Annotated in this window: 18 protein-coding genes and 1 pseudogene; 5 read left to right on the top strand and 14 right to left on the bottom strand. The window is 53.7% G+C overall.

The annotated features are described in order from the left end of the window. Both thiL and pgpA read left to right on the top strand, forming a co-directional pair. Positions 1-542: thiamine-phosphate kinase (gene thiL / locus P3C52_RS03240; RefSeq protein ID WP_275553766.1), on the top strand; the 542-nt coding region annotated here is incomplete at its 5' end. Further along, entirely contained in the window at positions 523-1,029 is a 507-nt protein-coding gene (gene pgpA, locus P3C52_RS03235; RefSeq protein WP_275553776.1) for a phosphatidylglycerophosphatase A, read from the top strand. The genes thiL and pgpA, both read left to right, overlap by 20 nt. Before the next feature lie 35 nt (positions 1,030-1,064). On the opposite strand, the gene P3C52_RS03230 is transcribed toward pgpA, so the two are convergent. From P3C52_RS03230 to xseB, 4 genes are all read right to left on the bottom strand, one after another. Continuing rightward, positions 1,065-2,039 (bottom strand): aldo/keto reductase, encoded by a 975-nt coding sequence (locus tag P3C52_RS03230; protein ID WP_275553765.1) that lies wholly within the window; start codon positions 2,037-2,039, stop codon positions 1,065-1,067. A gap of 305 nt (positions 2,040-2,344) precedes the next feature. Next, positions 2,345-4,210: a 1-deoxy-D-xylulose-5-phosphate synthase gene (gene dxs, locus P3C52_RS03225; protein WP_275553764.1), complete on the bottom strand. Its 1,866-nt coding sequence runs from the start codon at positions 4,208-4,210 to the stop codon at positions 2,345-2,347. 19 nt (positions 4,211-4,229) lie between these two features. Then, the gene (ispA, locus tag P3C52_RS03220) at positions 4,230-5,129 is read right to left on the bottom strand and encodes a (2E,6E)-farnesyl diphosphate synthase (protein ID WP_275553763.1); all 900 of its coding nucleotides are present in this window, start codon (positions 5,127-5,129) and stop codon (positions 4,230-4,232) included. Then, positions 5,129-5,371 carry an exodeoxyribonuclease VII small subunit gene (gene xseB, locus P3C52_RS03215; protein ID WP_275553762.1) on the bottom strand — a complete coding sequence of 81 codons (243 nt, stop codon included), beginning with the start codon at positions 5,369-5,371 and terminating at the stop codon, positions 5,129-5,131. The genes ispA and xseB overlap by 1 nt, the downstream gene beginning before the upstream one ends. A 231-nt stretch (positions 5,372-5,602) precedes the next feature. Here xseB and thiI point away from each other — a divergent pair, with 231 nt between their 5' ends. Beyond that, the gene (gene thiI, locus P3C52_RS03210; protein ID WP_275553761.1) at positions 5,603-7,057 is read left to right on the top strand and encodes a tRNA uracil 4-sulfurtransferase ThiI; all 1,455 of its coding nucleotides are present in this window, start codon (positions 5,603-5,605) and stop codon (positions 7,055-7,057) included. Positions 7,058-7,091: 34 nt separating this feature from the next. Here thiI and yajL read toward each other — a convergent pair whose 3' ends face one another. Continuing rightward, positions 7,092-7,694: a protein deglycase YajL gene (gene yajL / locus P3C52_RS03205; protein WP_275553760.1), complete on the bottom strand. Its 603-nt coding sequence runs from the start codon at positions 7,692-7,694 to the stop codon at positions 7,092-7,094. After that, positions 7,648-8,568: a 2-dehydropantoate 2-reductase gene (gene panE / locus P3C52_RS03200; protein WP_275553759.1), complete on the bottom strand. Its 921-nt coding sequence runs from the start codon at positions 8,566-8,568 to the stop codon at positions 7,648-7,650. Before panE ends, yajL begins: the two co-directional genes overlap by 47 nt. Positions 8,569-8,700: 132 nt before the next feature. Here panE and P3C52_RS03195 point away from each other — a divergent pair, with 132 nt between their 5' ends. Then, the gene (locus P3C52_RS03195) at positions 8,701-9,192 is read left to right on the top strand and encodes a YajQ family cyclic di-GMP-binding protein (protein WP_249893785.1); all 492 of its coding nucleotides are present in this window, start codon (positions 8,701-8,703) and stop codon (positions 9,190-9,192) included. Between the two features lie 352 nt (positions 9,193-9,544). Here the strand turns inward: P3C52_RS03195 and P3C52_RS03190 are convergent, their stop codons facing one another. The 8 genes and pseudogenes from P3C52_RS03190 to P3C52_RS03155 form a co-directional block, all read right to left on the bottom strand. Next, the gene (locus tag P3C52_RS03190; protein ID WP_275553758.1) at positions 9,545-10,909 is read right to left on the bottom strand and encodes an MFS transporter; all 1,365 of its coding nucleotides are present in this window, start codon (positions 10,907-10,909) and stop codon (positions 9,545-9,547) included. A gap of 125 nt (positions 10,910-11,034) precedes the next feature. Then, positions 11,035-11,923: pseudogene (gene cyoE / locus P3C52_RS03185) on the bottom strand (heme o synthase). 13 nt (positions 11,924-11,936) lie between these two features. Then, a complete protein-coding gene (locus tag P3C52_RS03180; RefSeq protein ID WP_085067719.1) occupies positions 11,937-12,269 on the bottom strand; it encodes a cytochrome o ubiquinol oxidase subunit IV in 333 nt (110 codons plus the stop codon). Further along, on the bottom strand, positions 12,269-12,883 hold the full coding sequence (locus P3C52_RS03175; RefSeq protein WP_275553775.1) for a cytochrome o ubiquinol oxidase subunit III: 615 nt from the start codon (positions 12,881-12,883) through the stop codon (positions 12,269-12,271). The genes P3C52_RS03180 and P3C52_RS03175 overlap by 1 nt, the downstream gene beginning before the upstream one ends. Next, positions 12,880-14,862, bottom strand: a complete 1,983-nt coding sequence (gene cyoB / locus P3C52_RS03170) for a cytochrome o ubiquinol oxidase subunit I (protein ID WP_275553757.1) — start codon at positions 14,860-14,862, stop codon at positions 12,880-12,882. The genes P3C52_RS03175 and cyoB overlap by 4 nt, the downstream gene beginning before the upstream one ends. Before the next feature lie 4 nt (positions 14,863-14,866). Continuing rightward, positions 14,867-15,793, bottom strand: a complete 927-nt coding sequence (cyoA, locus tag P3C52_RS03165) for a cytochrome o ubiquinol oxidase subunit II (RefSeq protein ID WP_275553756.1) — start codon at positions 15,791-15,793, stop codon at positions 14,867-14,869. Between the two features lie 438 nt (positions 15,794-16,231). Next, positions 16,232-17,695 carry a muropeptide MFS transporter AmpG gene (ampG, locus tag P3C52_RS03160; protein WP_275553755.1) on the bottom strand — a complete coding sequence of 488 codons (1,464 nt, stop codon included), beginning with the start codon at positions 17,693-17,695 and terminating at the stop codon, positions 16,232-16,234. Positions 17,696-17,749: 54 nt separating this feature from the next. Then, the gene (locus P3C52_RS03155; RefSeq protein ID WP_275553754.1) at positions 17,750-18,328 is read right to left on the bottom strand and encodes a lipoprotein; all 579 of its coding nucleotides are present in this window, start codon (positions 18,326-18,328) and stop codon (positions 17,750-17,752) included. A 277-nt stretch (positions 18,329-18,605) separates the two neighbouring features. On the opposite strand from P3C52_RS03155, the gene bolA reads away from it, so the two are divergent. Then, positions 18,606-18,920, top strand: coding sequence for a transcriptional regulator BolA (gene bolA, locus P3C52_RS03150; RefSeq protein WP_275553753.1), 315 nt, complete (start codon positions 18,606-18,608; stop codon positions 18,918-18,920). Positions 18,921-19,093: the final 173 nt, after the last annotated feature.

Raw genomic sequence — 19,093 nt, 5'->3', positions numbered from 1 at the left:
GCAGTGGCGCCCGTCCCGGCGACTGGATTTATGTCACCGGCTCGCTGGGCGACAGCGCGGCTGGCCTGGCGCTGTTGCAGCATCGGGTACGCATTACCGATCCGGTGGTGCATGAAGCGCTGATTAAACGTCACCTACGCCCGATGCCGCGTATTTTGCAGGGCCAGGCGCTGCGTAATCTTGCCAGCGCGGCGATTGATATTTCCGACGGACTGATTTCCGATCTGGGCCATATTCTGAAAGCCAGCGAGTGCGGAGCGCGTCTCAACCTGGAGGCGTTGCCGCTTTCCAGCGTGCTGCGCGATCATTTTGACAGCGAGCAGGTGCTGCGCTGGGCGCTAAGCGGCGGCGAAGATTACGAACTCTGCTTTACCGTGCCGGAGATCAACCGTGGGGCATTGGATGTCGCGCTGGGGCATCTGGGCGTGCCTTATACTTGCGTCGGTCAGCTGGCGCCGGAATCGGAAGGGCTGGTGCTGCTGCAGGGCGGTAATCCGGTCACGCTTAATCTGAAAGGATTCGATCATTTTGACGCGCGATAAAGATCTGGCGAAAAGCCGCCTGCGGCTGAGCAATCCCTGGCATCTGTTAGCTACCGGCTTCGGCAGCGGCCTGTTTCCCTGGGTGCCGGGCACCATGGGATCGCTGGCGGCGCTGCCGTTCTGGTGGCTGATGACCTTTCTGCCGCCAGATATCTATTCGCTGCTGGTAATGTTCGGTATCTGTATTGGCGTCTACCTTTGCCATCGTACCGCGAAAGATATGGGCGTTCACGATCACGGCAGCATTGTCTGGGATGAGTTTATCGGAATGTGGATTACGCTGATGGCGATCCCGACGATGGCCTGGCAATGGGTACTGGCGGGCTTTGTGATTTTCCGCGTGCTGGATATGTGGAAGCCGTGGCCTATTCGTTGGTTTGACCGTAATGTACACGGCGGTATGGGCATCATGGTTGACGATATTATCGCCGGGATTATTTCCGCTTTCCTGCTGTGGTTTATCGGTCAGCACTGGCCGCTGTTCTGAATCAAGGCGGTGAACGCTGTTCGCCGCCTTTGCGCTTACTGAAAGCCGACCACCGGATGCGGCTGATAAATGGTTTCCAGCTCCGCAACCTCTTCCTGCGTCAGGTCAATATCGACCGCTTTCACCAGATCCGCCAGCTGCTCCGCGCGCGATGTGCCGATGATCGGTGCGGTGACGGCCGGTTTGGTTAATTGCCAGGCCAGTGCGATCTGCGCCCGGCTAACGCCTTTCTCCGCCGCCAGACTTTCTACCCGCCGGGCGATGGCGGCGTCGTTCTCTTCATTGTTGGCGTACAGCGTTTTGCCAAATTCATCCGAGACCGATCGCGCCGTACTTTCTCCCCATGGACGGGAAAGGCGGCCGCGCGCCAATGGGCTCCAGGTCAGCACGGCGATATTTTCTGCCAGGCACAGCGGGTGCATTTCGCGCTCCTCTTCTCGCTGAATCAAATTGTACTGATCCTGCATGCTGACAAAGCGCGTCCAGCCGTGTAAATCTGCGGTATACAGCGCTTTGGCGAACTGCCAGGCGTACATAGAGGAGGCGCCGATATAGCGCGCTTTGCCCGCCTTCACCACATCGTGCAGCGCCTCCAGCGTCTCCTCGATCGGCGTATCGTAATCCCAGCGGTGAATTTGCAGCAGATCGACATACTCCATGCCGAGCCGCGTCAGGCTGTCGTCAATGGATTGCATAATATTTTTGCGCGACAGGCCGCGTGGAAGATTGCTCATCTGGTTATAAACTTTCGTCGCCACCACTACTTCATCGCGGCGCGCATAGTCGCGCAGCGCCCGGCCCACAATTTCTTCACTGCTGCCGTCGGAATAGCTGTTGGCGGTATCGAAGAAGTTAATGCCTGCTTCCAGCGCCTGCTTAATCAACGGGCGGCTGCTCTCTTCTGGCAAGGTCCAGGCATGAGTGCCGCGATCGGGCTCGCCAAAGGTCATACAGCCGAGGCAGAGACGCGAAACCTGCAGATCGGTAGTGCCCAGTCGAATAGTTTTCATAAAATCTCCTGTGGTTTTTTATGATGGCGTTTTTCGGAAGGGGCGGAAAAACGCAGTAATATCTTGCCCAAAAAGCGTGGGTTCTTTCATTGCGGCAAAATGACCGCCGCGCGGCAGCTGATTCCGGTAGCAGATAGCATAGTTTTTTTCTGTCCAACTGCGTGGAGGCGGCAGGATATCGGCCTGAAAACAGGCCTGGCCTGCAAGCGCCGGACTTTTTTCCGGCGAGGACAAGGAGTAGAGCTGACAGCCTGACTGGCGCGGTGGGGCGCCAGTCAGAGAGTGAAGAAAAGAGATGTAAGGGTTTACTGTGCCAGCCAGCGGGCGATCTGTTGCTGAATACCTTCCGCATCCAGCTGATAGTCGTGACGGATTTCATCCTGCGTGCCCTGCGGGATAAATTCGTCCGGCAGGCCGATATTTAATACCGGAACCACCATCCGCTTCGCCATCAACAGCTCGTTAACGCCGCTGCCGGCACCGCCTTTAATGGCGCCTTCCTCCAGCGTTACCAGCGATTCATGGCTGGCCGCCAGTTCCAGAATTAGCGCCTCATCCAGCGGCTTAACGAAACGCATATCCACCAACGTAGCGTTTAACGCCTCGGCTGCCGCCTGCGCCTCTGGCAGCAGCGTGCCAAAGTTCAGAATAGCCAGTTTTTCGCCGCGACGTTTGACTACGCCTTTCCCTAACGGTAGCGACGCCAGCGGCGTTAACGCCGCGCCGGTGCCGGTGCCGCGCGGATAGCGTACCGCGCTGGGGCCGTCCTGATAGTGGTAGCCGGTATAAAGCATCTGGCGACATTCATTTTCATCGCTCGGCGTCATAATGACCATGCCCGGAATGGTACGCAGGAACGCCAGATCGAAGGCGCCCTGATGCGTTTGGCCATCCGCACCGACAATACCGCCGCGATCGATAGCAAAGAGTACCGGCAGCTGCTGAATCGCTACGTCATGAATCAGCTGATCGTAAGCGCGCTGCAGGAAGGTAGAGTAAATCGCTACTACCGGCTTATAGCCGCCAATCGCCAGTCCCGCCGCGAAGGTTACCGCGTGCTGTTCAGCAATCGCCACATCGAAATATTGTTTCGGATACTGGCGTGAAAAGCCGACCATACCGGAGCCTTCACGCATCGCTGGCGTGATCGCCATTAATTTGTCGTCCTGAGCTGCCGTTTCGCACAGCCACTCACCGAAAATGGTGGAGTAGCTGGGAAGTCCGCCCGCGCTTTTCGGCAGTGCGCCGCTGGCCGGATCGAATTTCGGCACCGCATGCCAGGCGATAGGGTCGTTTTCCGCTGGCGCGTAGCCCTTGCCCTTTTTGGTCATGATATGCAGGAACTGCGGGCCTTTCAGATCGCGCATGTTGCTGAGCGTATGCACCAGCGTCAGCACGTCGTGGCCATCCACCGGGCCGATATAGTTAAAGCCCAGCTCTTCGAACAGCGTGCCTGGCACCACCATGCCTTTCAGATGTTCTTCGGTACGCTTCACCAGCTCTTTAATCGGCGGCAGGCCGGTCAGCACTTTTTTGCCGCCTTCGCGCAGGCGCGCATAGGTTTTACCGGAAAGAATCTGCGCCAGGCGGTTATTCAACGCGCCGACGTTTTCCGAAATCGACATCTCGTTATCATTCAGGATCACCAGCACATCGGCCTTAATATCGCCGGCGTGGTTCATCGCTTCGAAAGCCATACCGGCGGTAATCGCGCCGTCGCCAATAATACAGGCGGTGCGGCGGCCTTTACCCTCTTTGCCAGCGGCGACCGCCATGCCAAGCCCGGCGCTAATTGAAGTTGAGGAGTGGCCGACGCTCAGCACGTCATATTCACTCTCCGCCCGCCAGGGAAAAGGGTGCAGGCCATTCTTCTGACGAATGGTGCCGATGCGATCGCGGCGTCCGGTCAGGATTTTATGCGGATAGGCCTGATGACCGACGTCCCAGACCAGATGGTCGAACGGCGTGTTATAGACGTAATGAAGCGCGACGGTCAGCTCGACCACGCCAAGGCCGGAAGCAAAATGGCCGCTGGAGCGACTTACGCTGTCCAGAAGGTACTGACGCAGTTCATCACAGAGCGCAGGCAGCTTCTCTTTTGGCAATAAACGTAATTCTTGTACCGAGCCCGCCAGAGCCAGCGTCGGGTATTTTGCAGTATCAAAACTCATCAGAGACTCATCGTGGAAGTTATTTATCGCGTTCAATAATGAAGCTTGCCAGGGCGCGCAGCGCGGCGGTATCCAGAGAAAGCGCATCCAGCTGATCCAGTGCGTCCAGCGCCTCCTGGTACAGGTCATGCGCTTTTTGGCGCGCATTATCCAGCCCCATCAGAGCAGGATAAGTGCTTTTACCGAGGTGTTGATCGGCGCCCTGTTGTTTGCCCGTTATCGCGGTATCGCCGATGACATCGAGGATGTCATCCTGTACCTGAAAGGCAAGACCGATAGCATTGGCGTAACGATCGAGGAGCGGCAAGACTTCACGCCCGCGTTGGCCCGCCGACAGTGCGCCGAGACGCACGGCGGAGCGGATCAACGCGCCGGTTTTATGACGATGAATGGTTTCCAGCGCCGCGAGATCGACCTGCCGGCCTTCTGCCGCCAGATCCAGCGCCTGGCCGCCGCACATGCCCGCCACGCCGCTGGCCTGCGCCAGTTCGGAGATCATGGCGATGCGATCCTGCGGTTCAACCTCGCGCATCGGCGCGTCGGCAAGAATGGAAAAAGCCAGCGTTTGCAGCGCATCGCCTGCCAAAATCGCGGTGTCTTCACCAAATTTTATATGGCAGGTTGGCTGGCCGCGCCGCAGGTTATCATCATCCATGGCCGGAAGATCGTCATGAATCAGCGAGTAGGCGTGAATACATTCAACGGCGGCGGCGGGCGCGTCCAGACTGTCGGTATCGACGCGCAGCATATCGCCAACCACGTAGACCAAAAACGGACGCAGCCGTTTACCGCCTAATAATGCACCATATTCCATCGCATTAACCAGAGGAGAACTCTGAAACGGCAGGGGAGCGATAAACCGCGATAGCGCCAGGTTCACCCGCTCATGATAGTGGGCGAGCAGTTCAGCAAAATCCATTATTCAACATCCGGGGTGAAAGGCGTCAGGGCAGCATCTTTATCATCGTTAAGCAGGATCTGTACGCGCTGCTCTGCCTGTTGCAAAGTTTTCTGACCCACTTTTGCCAGCTGTACGCCGCGCTCAAACTCATTCAGCGCCTCTTCCAGCGGCAAATCGCCGCTTTCCAGACGGGTAACGATCTGTTCCAGCTGCTGTAGAGATGTTTCAAAACTGATGGGCTGTTCGGCTTTTTTTGGCATGGTGATTATTGGCTCACAGGTTTTTTATCTATTGCAATCGGACATGGTAGCCGACTCGAAATGATTAACAAAATAATGATAGAGCATGGCAGTAAAACAGGCAGCTTGCAGACAAAAGTGATATACTGCCGCGCCTCGGAAGCAAAGGACACAGGTTACTTTGCAATTCATTGATTTTATCAGTTAAGTGCCGCCGTTTTTAGCACTTAATTACCTCAGAGCTGTGCTGCCATGAAGTTTATCATTAAATTGTTTCCCGAAATCACCATCAAAAGTCAGTCGGTGCGTCTGCGCTTTATCAAAATTCTTACGGGAAACATCCGTAACGTTCTGAAGGATCTTGATGAAACGCTGGCGGTGGTGCGTCACTGGGACCATATCGAAGTGCGTTCTAAAAATGAGAGCCTGCGCGCAACTTTTATTGACGAGCTGACGCGTATTCCCGGGATTCATCATGTGCTGGCAGTAGAAGATCGCACCTGGACCGATATGCACGATATCTTCGAGCAGACGCTGGCGGTGAACCGCGAACGTCTGGAAGGGAAGACCTTCTGCGTGCGCGTTAAGCGTCGCGGCCAGCATCCGTTTAGTTCGCAGGATGTGGAGCGTTACGTTGGCGGCGGGCTGAATCAGCATATCGCCAGCGCGCAGGTAAAACTTTCCCATCCGCAGGTGACGGTTAATCTGGAAATTGAAAACGATCGGCTGCTGCTGGTGACCGGGCGCTATGAGGGATTAGGCGGCTTCCCGATTGGCACTCAGGAAGATGTGCTGTCGCTGATTTCCGGCGGTTTCGATTCCGGCGTTTCCAGCTATATGCTGATGCGTCGCGGCTGCCGCGTGCATTACTGCTTCTTTAACCTTGGCGGCGCGGCGCATGAAATCGGTGTTCGTCAGGTGGCGCATTATCTGTGGAACCGTTTTGGCCGCTCGCACCGCGTACGCTTTGTGGCCATTAACTTCGAGCCGGTGGTGGCAGAGATTCTGGAAAAAGTGGATGACGGTCAGATGGGCGTGGTGCTGAAGCGTATGATGGTGCGCGCCGCCTCGCAGGTTGCCGAACGCTACGGCGTGCAGGCGCTGGTGACCGGCGAAGCGCTGGGACAGGTGTCGAGCCAGACGCTGACCAACCTGCGTCTGATCGATAATGCGTCCGATACCCTGATTCTGCGTCCGCTGATCTCTCATGATAAAGAACACATTATCAATCTGGCGCGTCAAATCGGCACCGAAGATTTCGCCCGTACCATGCCAGAATATTGCGGCGTGATTTCAAAAAGCCCTACGGTGAAAGCAGTAAAATCCCGTATTGAAGCGGAAGAAGAAAATTTCGATTTTGCCGTGCTGGATCGCGCGGTGCAGGAAGCGACCAACGTGGATATTCGCACGATTGCGGAGCAGGTGCAGGAAGAGGTGGTTGAGGTTGAAACCGTGGACTCTTTCTCTGCTAATGATGCCATTCTGGATATTCGCTCGCTGGATGAGCAGGAAAGCAAACCGCTGAAGGTGGACGGGATTGATGTCACTTCACTGCCGTTTTTCAAACTGGCTACGCAGTTCGGCGATTTGGATCAGAGCAAAACCTGGCTGCTTTACTGCGATCGCGGCGTGATGAGCCGTTTGCAGGCGCTCTATCTTTATGAGCAAGGTTTTAAAAACGTAAAAGTCTATCGTCCTTATCGTTAACAGGCCAGCCGCCCGGCTGGCCTGTGATTAAAGGTTATTCCTGGTCGCGATAGTCGTAGATGCCCGCCGCCAGTACCAGCTGTTCCGCCACTTCGCGCGCTTTCTCTTTTCCCTCCAGCAGATCGATTAGCTTTAACGCAAAATCCATCGCCGTGCCTGGACCCTGACTGGTCAACAGGTTAACGCGCGCATCCCATACCACCCGCTTTTCTACCCACTTCTCGGCGGGAATCGTCTCCTTCAGGCCGGGAAAGCCGGTCATATTGCCTAACGGAAAAAGATCGTGCGGCACCAGCACCGTGCCGGCCGCCGCGCAGATAGCGGCGACAATGCGTCCTGACAAATGAAACTGCCTAACCGTTTCTACCAGCAGCGGGCTGTCGCGGAAGGCTTCCGCACCTTTCAGACCGCCCGGCAGGACAATAGCAGCAAAATCATTGTCCGCCACATCAACCAGCATCTTGTCCGCTAACAGCCTGACGCCACGTGAACAGACGATTTCACGATCGCCGTCGCCATTGACGCTGGCCGTGGTGACGCTAATACCGCCGCGCACCAGCAGATCGATAACGGTTACCGCTTCGGTTTCTTCAGTGCCATGTGCCAGGCAGACCAGCACCGATACGTTCGCGCTCATAATCTTGTTCCTTTCGCTTAACCAGCTCATACAGACGGGCATTTTCCGGCACGGCGATCCCCTGTGCCCTGGCCCGTTGCAGCAGATAGCCGGTAATATAATCAATTTCAGTCCGGCGCTGGGCGCGGACATCTTGTAACATCGATGAGACATTTAACGCCGTACTGTTAATCACGGCATAAACATACTCCTGCAGCTGTTCAGCGCTGGTATGCAGCCCTTCGCGCGTCATCACCGCCGCCACCTCTTCACACAGCCGGGTGACAGATTCCGGCCAGGCAATCAGCTCGCCGTTCAGGCAATCATTTATAGCGCTCAGCGGATTAATCACGCAGTTGACCGCCAGTTTCTGCCAGCAGGCGGACGAGACGTCAGTATGCCAGGCGACATCGGGCAGCGCCTGATGCAGCGTTTCGGCAATATCGCTGAACGCCGCGCTTCCCGCTGAACCCGGACCAATGTGGGTGATACCGTTGGCGACGTGCAGGATAACTGTGCCGTCAGGTTTGGCCGCATGGGTAGTGACGCCGCGCAGCAGCGGCTGCGGCAAGCCTCTTAGCTCTTCCAGTGTGCCCATGCCGTTGTGCAGCAGCAGCACCGGCGAGTCAGCGGGCAGCAGGGATTGCAGATTTTTAACCGCGCCGGAGACCTGCCAGGCTTTGAGGGTAACCAACAGCAGATCGCACTGGCTGAGAAACAGCGGATCGTTGGCAATAAAGGTTTTATTAATAACGGAGCCGTCCGTTTCGATTACGTTGACCGAACACCAGGGTTGTGGAACGCGCAGCCAGCCCTGCACTTCATGGCCCTGTCGATCGAGCGCCGCCAGCCAAAGCTGGCCCAGCGCGCCGCAGCCGAGTACCGTAATTTTCATGCGTCCTCCCGCAGGCGGGTTTTTAGAGCCTTACCGGCGAGTTAATTGAGTATAGCTGTGCCACCGGGGCATTTTCCTTGCCGCGCACAAGCAGGTATTATGCCTGTCACTTTAGCGTCTGGAGGAAAAATTATGCCATCTTTCGATATTGTTTCAGAAATCGATATGCAGGAAGTACGCAATGCGGTGGAAAACGCCAACCGTGAACTGTCAACGCGCTTCGATTTTCGTAACGTCAGCGCCAGCATCGAACTGAATGAAAAAGCGCAGACTATCAAAGTGACGACTGAGTCCGATTTTCAGGTTAAGCAGCTGGTGGATATTCTGCGTGAAAAATTGCTGAAGCGCGGCATTGAAGGCGCTGCGCTGGAAGTGCCGGAACAAATTGAACACAGCGGTAAGAGCTGGAGTCTGGATGCTAAGCTGAAGCAGGGCATTGAGACCGATATGGCGAAGAAAATCGTCAAGCTGATCAAAGACAGCAAAATTAAGGTGCAGGCGCAGATTCAGGGCGAGGAAGTCCGCGTTAACGGTAAGTCACGCGACGATTTGCAAAGCGCTATTGCGCTGGTACGTGGCGGCAATCTGGGACAGCCGTTCCAGTTTAAAAACTTCCGCGATTGATTTATCGGGGAATGATTACCCTACGCGGAACATAATCTGGCAAACGTCACTGGAGCCTGAGGCGCAGGCAGGCCAGGCAGAAGAGTAAAGCGTCCCGCGCCATGGATGGCGCGGGACGAGCTGTCAGGGATGACATCTTCTGCTTCTTTACGATCGGCCTGGCCTACCTGCGCAAACACTGAGCCCTTCTTTGAAGGTGGCATAATATTGCCTTCCGGTGCCCTAAACTGCGGTGATGTTTGATGACAGGCGTGCCATATTGCCTTTGCATATCTGTTTGAATTATGTCTGAAGGCCGCATCATGCGGCCTTTATTTTGTTGATGGGGTTCCAGGCGGGGAAGGACAAGCCGTTATGCGCTGGCGATAAGCGCTTCCAGCTCAACCCGGCTGGTCACTTTACTGTCAATTTTAATATAGGCGCTGCGCTCTTCCGGCACGATAAAGACCGAAGAGACACCGCGTTGCGCTTTGAGCTTCTGCTCAAGACGCGGATCGTTAAGCGCATTATCAGTCAGCACGATACGCAGGCTGCTGACATAAGGCGGCTCCTGCATGGTGCTGCTCAACAGCAGCCACAGAGAGGCAACGATAGCGCCCATCAAAAATACCGTTTGCGCATCAAACTGATCGAAAATCCAGCCGCCCAGGCTTCCGCCAATAGCCACGCCCAAAAACTGGCTGGTGGAGTAGATGCCCATGGCGGTGCCTTTATATCCCGCCGGTGATTCTTTGCTGATCAACGAGGGCAGAATAGCTTCCATCAGGTTAAAGGCGAGAAAAAACAGCTGTACGCCAATAACCAGCGTCCAGAAGTGACTACCGGCGCCCCACAATACGATTTCGGCAATCAGAATCAGTGCCACACAGCAGATAAACACTCGCTTCATGCGACGTTTAACTTCGGCATAGATAATAAAAGGCACCACGGCGACAAAAGCGACCAGCATCGTGACCAGATAAATTTTCCAGTGCTGCTCCGCCGGGAAGCCCGCCTGTTCAAACTGGCCGGGCAGGGCGACAAAGCTCGACATCAACAGAATATGCAGGCAAAGAATGCCGATATTCAGCTTTAACAGACGCGGCTGCATTAATACTTCGCGAATGCTGCCCTTCACCATGCCCGACTCGCGGTTCAGCACATGATGTGGCGCATTGGGCACCACCAGCAAGGTAATCAGGATGCCGCAGCTGGCCAGAATCGCAATCATCCAGAACAGCGCGTGCAGGCCAAGCGCATGGGTAATAATCGGGCCCAGCACCATCGCAATCGCGAAGGTGACGCCAAAGCTGATGCCGATAAACGCCATCGCCTTGGTGCGGTTTTGCTCGCGCGTCAAATCGGAAAGCAGGGCCATAACCGCCGCCGCAATCGCGCCGGAACCCTGTAAGGCGCGGCCCAGAATCACGCCCCAAATTGAGGTGGTGCTGGCGGCGATAATACTGCCCAGCACAAAAACCAGCAGCCCGCCGACAATCAGCGGTTTACGACCAATTCGGTCAGAAAGCAGCCCGAACGGGATTTGGAAAATGGCCTGCGCCAGCCCATAAATCCCAATCGCCAGGCCAATCAGTGATTCACTGGCGCCCTGCAAAGCCATGCCATAAGTGGTCAGCACGGGCAGGACCATAAACATGCCCAGCATACGCAAAGAGAAAACGGTGCCTAAACCCCAGGTTGCTCGCAGCTCAACCGGTGTCATTTTGTTATCGTTCATTACAACCTCAGTTTTATCACTGACAATATTTTACGGAGCAGGGCAGGGCGGGTAAAACAGAAGTGTTTAAGCAGTCGTAACAAAAAGAAAGGGCGCAATAAGCGCCCTTAGTGATGTGCTTACGTTTAGCGTACGTAAGTCAGCAGGTTCTGCGATGCCGGCGCCATAAAATCAACCGACATCATTACGCTCAGCGCTGTGATAGCCACAATGGAGAACACAAACAGTTTACGTGCCCAAACGCGATCGTTTGAGGTTTTGTAGCCTGAAAGCGCCATACCCAGCCACCACACGCTGACTGCCGCCGCAACCACCAGATATTTGTAGCCAGCGTAGCCGCCCAACGTCAGCATCAGCGTGGCAATCATAAACGCCAGAATGTAGAGCGTAATATGATTTTTCGCCACGGAAATGCCTTTCACTACCGGCAGAACCGGAATGTTCGCCGCCTGGTAATCTTTAAAGCGGAAGATAGCTATCGCATAGGAATGCGGCATCTGCCACAGGCTAAAGATCGCCAACAGGATCAGCGCGCCAGCATCAAACTCGTTAGTCACTGCGCAGTAGCCAATGACCGGCGGCGCAGCGCCGGACAGGACTACCAATCAGCGTACCGTAGACCGATTTACGCTTCATATAGAGGCTGTAAATGCCGACGTATACCACGAAGCCCATAACCGCCAGCCACATGGCCAGCGGGTTTGCTCCGAAATACAGCAACGCAAAGCCAGCAATACCTAAAGCGGTTGCATAAACCAGGGTTACTTTCGGAGAGATGAGGCCTTTAACCAGCACTCGATTCTTGGTTCTCTCCATTTTTCTGTCGATGTCCCGGTCGATAAAGTTGTTATAAACACAACCTGATGCGACCACCAGTGAGACACCAACCAGGGCGGTGAGAAACAGGGTGTAATCAATACTGCCTTTCGAAGCCAGCAGAAAACCCCCGATAACAGAAATTAAATTCCCGAAAATAATTCCTGGTTTTGTTACTTGCAGGTATTGCTTAATCATCACGAGCGACTCTTTAGTGGGACATCATCATGTTGTAGTTGAGGTTCCACATGATCCACAGCGAGCCGACGACGACAATCAGGATAATTATGGCGGAGAAGACAATCGCCACAAAGTTCCAGCCGCCTTCAGATTTGGTATCCAGATGCAGGAAGAAGACCAGGTGAACCAGCACCTGAACTACCGCACACACCAGAACCACGCTGAGAATTGTGCCATGCGAAGCGCCGCCATCCATTACCATCCAGAACGGGATTGCCGTCAGGATGATAGAGAGGATGAAGCCAATCATGTATGACTTCACGCTGCCGTGAGAAGCGCCATGTTCGTTAACAGAATGACTCATTACATGGCCCCCATCAGATAAACAACGGTAAATACGCAGATCCATACCACGTCGAGGAAGTGCCAGAACAGGCTCAGGCACATAACGCGTGCGCGGTTAGTCGCAGTCAGACCATTTTTAGCGATCTGGAACATCAGCACCAGCATCCAGATCAGACCAGAAGTTACGTGCAGACCGTGGGTACCAACCAGCGTAAAGAAGCCGGACAGGAAGCCGCTGCGATCCGGGCCGAAACCTTCAGCGATCAGGTGATGGAACTCGTAGATTTCCATCCCGATAAAGCCAAGACCGAACAGGAAGGTCAGCGCCAGCCAGCGGTTAACCGCGCCTTTGCTGCCATTGTTCATGCCGATAACGGCCATACCGTAAGTAATGGAACTCAACAGCAGCAGGGCGGTTTCAACCAGTACGAACGGCAGTTCGAAAATGTCTTTACCTGCCGGGCCGCCAGCTGTGTTGTTGACCATAACTGCATAGGTCGCAAACAGGGTTGCGAAGATAATGCAGTCGCTCATCAGGTAGATCCAGAAGCCAAAAACTTTATTGGCTCCCGCATCGTGATGCCCATGCTCCGCATGGGCGTCGTGCTGTTTAGACAGTGTTTGTGCCATTATTTCAGACCTGCTTTGCTGATATCTTTGAAGTGCTGATTCTCAATTGCTTCGATCTCTTTGACCGGAACGTAGTAATCAACATCTTCATCGAAGCTTTTAATGATCCAGCTAACAATCATCGCCACGAAGGACAGACCCATCAGCCACCAGATATGCCAGATGGCAGCGAAACCAAAGACCGTTGCGAACAGGGCAATAATCAGGCCCGCGCCGCTGTTTTTCGGCATGTGGATCTCTTCGTAATGTGCAGGCTGCTTATACGCTTCGCCTTTTTCTTTCATTTCCCAGAAGGCATCGCGCTCGTTGATGTGCGGAACCACTGCGAAGTTATAGAACGGCGGCGGAGAAGAGGTTGACCACTCCAGCGTACGACCACCCCACGGGTCACCGGTCAGATCGCGGTTCAGGTGACGATCGCGAATAGATACCCAGAACATGATGACCTGGCAGATGATACCCATACCGATCAGAGCAGCACCGACAGCGGCAACGACCAGCAGTGAATGGAACTGCGGATCAATATCCTGGCTCAGACGACGGGTCATACCCATAAAGCCCAGCGCGTACAGCGGCATAAAGGCGGTGAAGAAGCCGATAATCCAGAACCAGAAAGCGCGTTTACCCCAGGTTTCGTTCAGTGTGAAACCAAATGCTTTCGGGAACCAGTAGGTCACACCGGCCATACAACCGAATACCACACCACCGATAATCACGTTATGGAAATGCGCGATCAGGAACAGACTGTTGTGCAGAACGAAGTCAGCACCCGGAACCGCCAGCAGAACGCCGGTCATACCACCTACAGAGAAGGTGACCAGGAAGCCTACGGTCCACAGCATGGCAGAGTGCATCTGAATGCGGCCCTGGTACATGGTGAACAGCCAGTTAAAGATCTTAACGCCGGTCGGGATGGCGATAATCATCGTCATAATGCCGAAGAAGGCGTTAACGTTCGCGCCCGCACCCATAGTAAAGAAGTGGTGCAGCCAAACGATGAAGGACAGAATGGTGATAACAACCGTTGCCCATACCAGTGAGGTGTAACCAAACAGGCGTTTTTTGGAGAACGTCGCAACAACTTCTGAGAACACGCCGAACACCGGCAGAACCAGAATATAAACTTCCGGATGGCCCCATACCCAGATCAGGTTGACATACATCATCATGTTGCCACCCATATCATTGGTAAAGAAATGGAAGCCCAGATAACGGTCAAGGGTCAGCAGCGCCAGCGTGACGGTAAGCACCGGGAACGCAGCGATGATCAGGACGTTAGTACAGAGCGATGCCCAGGTAAATACCGGCATTTTGAACATGGTCATGCCCGGCGCACGCATTTTCAGGATAGTAACGAAGAAGTTAATACCCGTTAATGTCGTACCGATACCGGAAAGCTGCAGACTCCAAATCCAGTAATCAACCCCAACGCCCGGACTGTATTCTGCACCTGACAGCGGCGGATAAGCCAGCCAACCGGTCTGAGCGAATTCACCTACGCCCAGTGACAGGTTAACCAGAATCACGCCGACAGCGGTGAACCAGAAGCTCAGGTTGTTAAGGAATGGGAATGCCACGTCGCGTGCGCCAATCTGCAAAGGAACAGCAATGTTCATCAGACCGACAACAAACGGCATCGCTACGAAGAAGATCATGATAACGCCGTGGGCGGTAAAGATCTGATCGTAGTGATGAGGCGGCAGGAAACCTGCTTCCCCGGCGGAGGCCAACATTTGCTGGCCGCGCATCATGATGGCGTCGGCAAAGCCACGAATCAACATGACGAATGCCAGGATCACATACATGATCCCCAGTTTTTTGTGGTCGACTGACGTCAGCCATTCGGCCCACAAATATTTCCACTTACCGAAGTAAGTCAGCGCAGCGACAAGCGCCAGACCACCAAGAATGATGGCGGCCACCGTAACCATGATAATCGGCTCATGATACGGTACTGCATCCAGTGTTAATTTTCCGAACATCGTATTATTCCTCGGCTCCCGCGTGAGAGGCTTCACTCATGTCCATGCCTTCATGACCTGACATGTCCATCGTCCCGTGGTTCATCTTGAATTTTTCAATAACTTGTTTGAACAATTCAGGATTTGCACTGGAGAAGTACTCAACCGGATGATTTTCGCTTGGCGCAGCCAGTTTCTCGAACTCATCCATGGTGGTTAAGGTATTCGGTGCCTGTTTCGCTTTTGCTACCCACTGCTCGAAGCCAGCCTGATCGGCCGTAGCAATTGCTTTAAACTTCATTCCTGAGAAACCGCGGCCGCTAAAGTTAGACGAAATACCATTAAAGGTACCCGGCTCATTAGCAATCAGGTGCAGTTTGGTCTGCATACCCGCCATCGCATAAATCTGGCTGCCGAGGGTAGGAATAAAGAAGGAGTTCATAACGGAGTTTGAGGTGATCTTGAAGCTCACCGGCGTATTGGCCGGGAACGCAATCTCATTAACCGTCGCAATACCCTGTTCTGGATAAATGAACAGCCATTTCCAGTCCAGTGCCACTACATCGATCTCAACCGGTTTAACGTCAGAAGCAAGCGGCTTGCCTGGTTCCAGCGCATGGGTTGATTTCCAGGTCAGCACGCCAAGGAAGAGAATGATCAGGATCGGAACGGTCCAGACCACCGCTTCCACTTTATTGGAGTGGGACCAGTTAGGGCTGTATTTTGCATTTGTGTTAGACGCACGATATTTCCATGCGAAAATCACGGCCATCAGAATCGCGGGAATAACAACGATCAACATCAGGCCAAAAGCCGTCAGTATCAGCGAACGTTGCTCCATTGCAACCTGTCCTTTGGGATTTAACAACGCACTATCACAGCCACTTAACAATAAAGTGCCTGCAATTAATGACAAAATCCCCAAACTTTTATTGTATTTCCTGAGTCTCATTTAACGACCTCAATGACAAGGGCTCTATTGTCGTTTAAGTGTGGCGGCATTTTACGGGAAGGTTTATGCAGTGTAAACCAGCTTAAGAACGTGTCAGAAGGGTGTTGACACCTTTTGCCAAGGGTGTCACATCTGTTACGGAAAGTGACAGAATATTAATGGGGACAGGTGTTTGGGTTAATATAACGAAAAAAGATGACCTGAATGGGTTCAAGGAAAGGATGAATCTAAACAACGTAATCAAGCCTCAATAGTTTAACAAGTTTGCATCATTTCGATGATAATTATTAAACATAAATAATTACGCACCGTTTTTTAATATTAGACGTTGATTGTTAAACTGGGCGGATAATTTTTTCTGCGAAAATAGCGATGGTTTTAATTTACCACCGCCTCTTATTTGAGACCGGACGGAAATTATTTTGCCGCCCGGCTTAATTAAGCGGATAACAACTTCCGTTGCGCCAGGTAGTCCAGCAGCGTACCGGTAAATATACCGATAAAAAGCAGCAGACAGCCGACATTAAATAAAGGAAGCAGAGGAGGCAGTGCGATGATCGCACCGGCTTCCAGCGCCAGCGCGACCAGCCAAATCGCCAGCAGTCCAGCGCCCGCAGCCAGCAGGCGTAGCGCCCAGCGATAGGCGGAGGGCCAGTGCTGACGAGGTGTAAACTGCGGCTGTAGCAGGCTCTGTTTACTGACGGACAACAGCAGCAAACCGGGCAGGGCGGCCACCACCGAAAATGCATAGAACCCCGGCCAACCCCAGAGTTCAACCAGCCAGCCCGCCGCCGGGCCAACATAAACGCGCCCCACCGCTGACAGCGCCGACAGCAACGCAAATTGCGTAGCCGAAAATGAACGGTTGCAGAGGCTCATTAACAAAGCGACAAATGCTGCGGTACCCATGCCGCCGCACAGATTCTCCGCAAACACGGCGCTGGCCATGCTCCACATATGTGGCGGCGTCACCGACAGTAGCCAGTAGGCGAGATTGGAAAACGCCTGTAGCACGCCAAACAACATCAGCGCCCGAAACAGGCTCAGCCGCTGCATTAACATGCCGCCATACAGCGCGCCGATAATGGTGGCCAGCAGGCCGAGGGATTTGTTGACCAGCCCGACATCGCCTGCGGAAAAGCCGACGCCGCGAATAAGGAAAGTCGTGGTAAGGCTGGCGGCAAAAGCATCGCCGAGCTTATAAAGGACGATCAGCGAAAGCATTAACCAGGCGTTGTTACGGTTAAAGAAGTCACGCAACGGCGCAACGACGGCTTCTTCCAGCGTTTGCGGTCGGGCAACAACATCGGTTGGTTCGCGCGCCAGCAGAGTGGCAATTAATCCAGGCACCATCATTAATGCCATCAGCCAGTAGGTTGCCTGCCAGCCCAGATAGCGATCCGCCAGCCATAAAGCCAGGCCGCCTGAAACCAGCATCGCCAGGCGATAGCCAAGCACGGTAACCGCCGCACCGCTGCCGCGCTCTTCCGGCGGCAGAATATCGGTTTTCCACGCATCAAAAACGATGTCCTGCGAGGCGGAGCAAAAGGCGACCAGCACCGCCAACGCGGCCAGCAGGGTAAGATGACGCGAAGGCTCCATACTGCCCATCAGCGCAATGCCGCCAATCAGCAGGAGTTGTGAAATAAACAGCCAACCCCGACGACGACCTAAAAAAGGCGGCGTAAAGCGATCCATCAGGGGAGACCAGAGAAACTTAAAAACATAGGCTTGTCCAACCAGCGAAAAAAAGCCGATGGTTTTAAGATCCACACCTTCTACTGTCATCCAGGCCTGAAGCGTGCCGGAGGTGAGTGCGAGGGGCAAACCGGAAGCAAAACCCAGCAGTAACAAAAGGACTGCATTGCGCTGCGTGAACATGCGCAGAAGATGGTTATCCATAATTATGCTTTTCCTGTAGGCAGGCCCGGCATCCTGCCAGGCCGCCGGTCATCATTAACGCGCGTTTTGTTTAATAAAGGTGCTGACGCTGGTGTCCTGTGCCATATCGGAAATGACATCGCTTAGCGTAGAGTTAACGGCTTTGGTAATTTTTTCATTGGTTGCGTTAAAGGCGCCTTCAACGCTGTAGGTCTGACGATAGTTTTTCACCTGTTTATTGCCGTTTTTCGCGCTGGCAATAATAGAAATGTCTGCCTTGGTGGTAATGCTGTAACGCAGGTTACCCTGGGTAACATCGGCGTACAGGTTGTTCACCACGATTTGCAGATCTACTGCACCGTTAGGGCCAACCATATAACCGCGCGCCGTCATCTGTTTCTCCAGCACTTCCTGTAACAGGAAACGCAGATCGCGGCTTGGCGTCAGGGTAACCAGCTGGCTGTCACGGTTGACTTTTGCCAGCGCCTGGTCGGAACGTTGATCGGCGCCGTTAATGCTGACCGTTACGCCCATCAGACTGGGATCCTGCTGAGGCAGCTTAATCGCAGGCTGTACATCAATTGTATTGCTGTTATTCGCACAGCCAGCCAGGATGAAGACAGCCAGCAGAGGGAAAAAGAGTTTTTTTAACATGCTTATTTTCTCGTAAGTCTGAATGATATTGCTGACAAAACAGCGGCCATCATATCATTGCCTTTCTGTGAAGAAAGTCCTGGCCGCACGTAAATTCATCACTTCGTTTGTTTTTTTAGCGCGCCTGCGTATTGTTCGCCCTGCGGTTCAATCGAGCGGCATGAGGGCCTGGTAACAAGCGGTACAGTTTTTTTCACAATAGATGCGGAAACGGTTGAAAACCGACTAATATTTATAAGGATGGGGCGTAGCTCTCTGCCGTAGAGGAGTGGAAGTCATGATTCGCGAACAAATAGAAGAAAAGTTAAGAACGGCATTTCAACCGGCCCACCTGGAAGTTCATGATGAGAGTTATCGTCATAATGTCCCTGCTGGATCGGAAAGCCACTTCAAAGTGGTGATCGTTAGCGACTACTTTACTGACCAGCGATTTTTAATGCGTCATCGTGCTATTTACAGCACATTGAGCGAGGAACTGGCGGGCGGCGTTCACGCGTTGGCGCTGCATACCTATACGCTAAAAGAATGGGAAGGATTACAGGATACGGTTCTCTCCTCGCCAAATTGCCGGGGTGCGGGCATGTTGGCCTGATAAAGCTGAAGGTTTACCCAAACGGCCTGCGGGCCGTTTTCTTTTGCCTGAATTTTAGACTGTACCCGCGCCAATTTACTCTCGTTTCGCTTATTTTCCCGTAAACTGCGAACCGGTGCCTGGTTTGCGTTCTCGACGCGGTAAAACGATGCCGCTATAATGCGGCGTCTATT

It is taken from the genome of Mixta sp. Marseille-Q2659 (genome assembly GCF_940807255.1).
GTDB lineage: Bacteria > Pseudomonadota > Gammaproteobacteria > Enterobacterales > Enterobacteriaceae > Mixta.
Note: the sequence above shows the minus strand (reverse complement) of the source record. Positions and strands in the feature narration are given on the sequence as shown.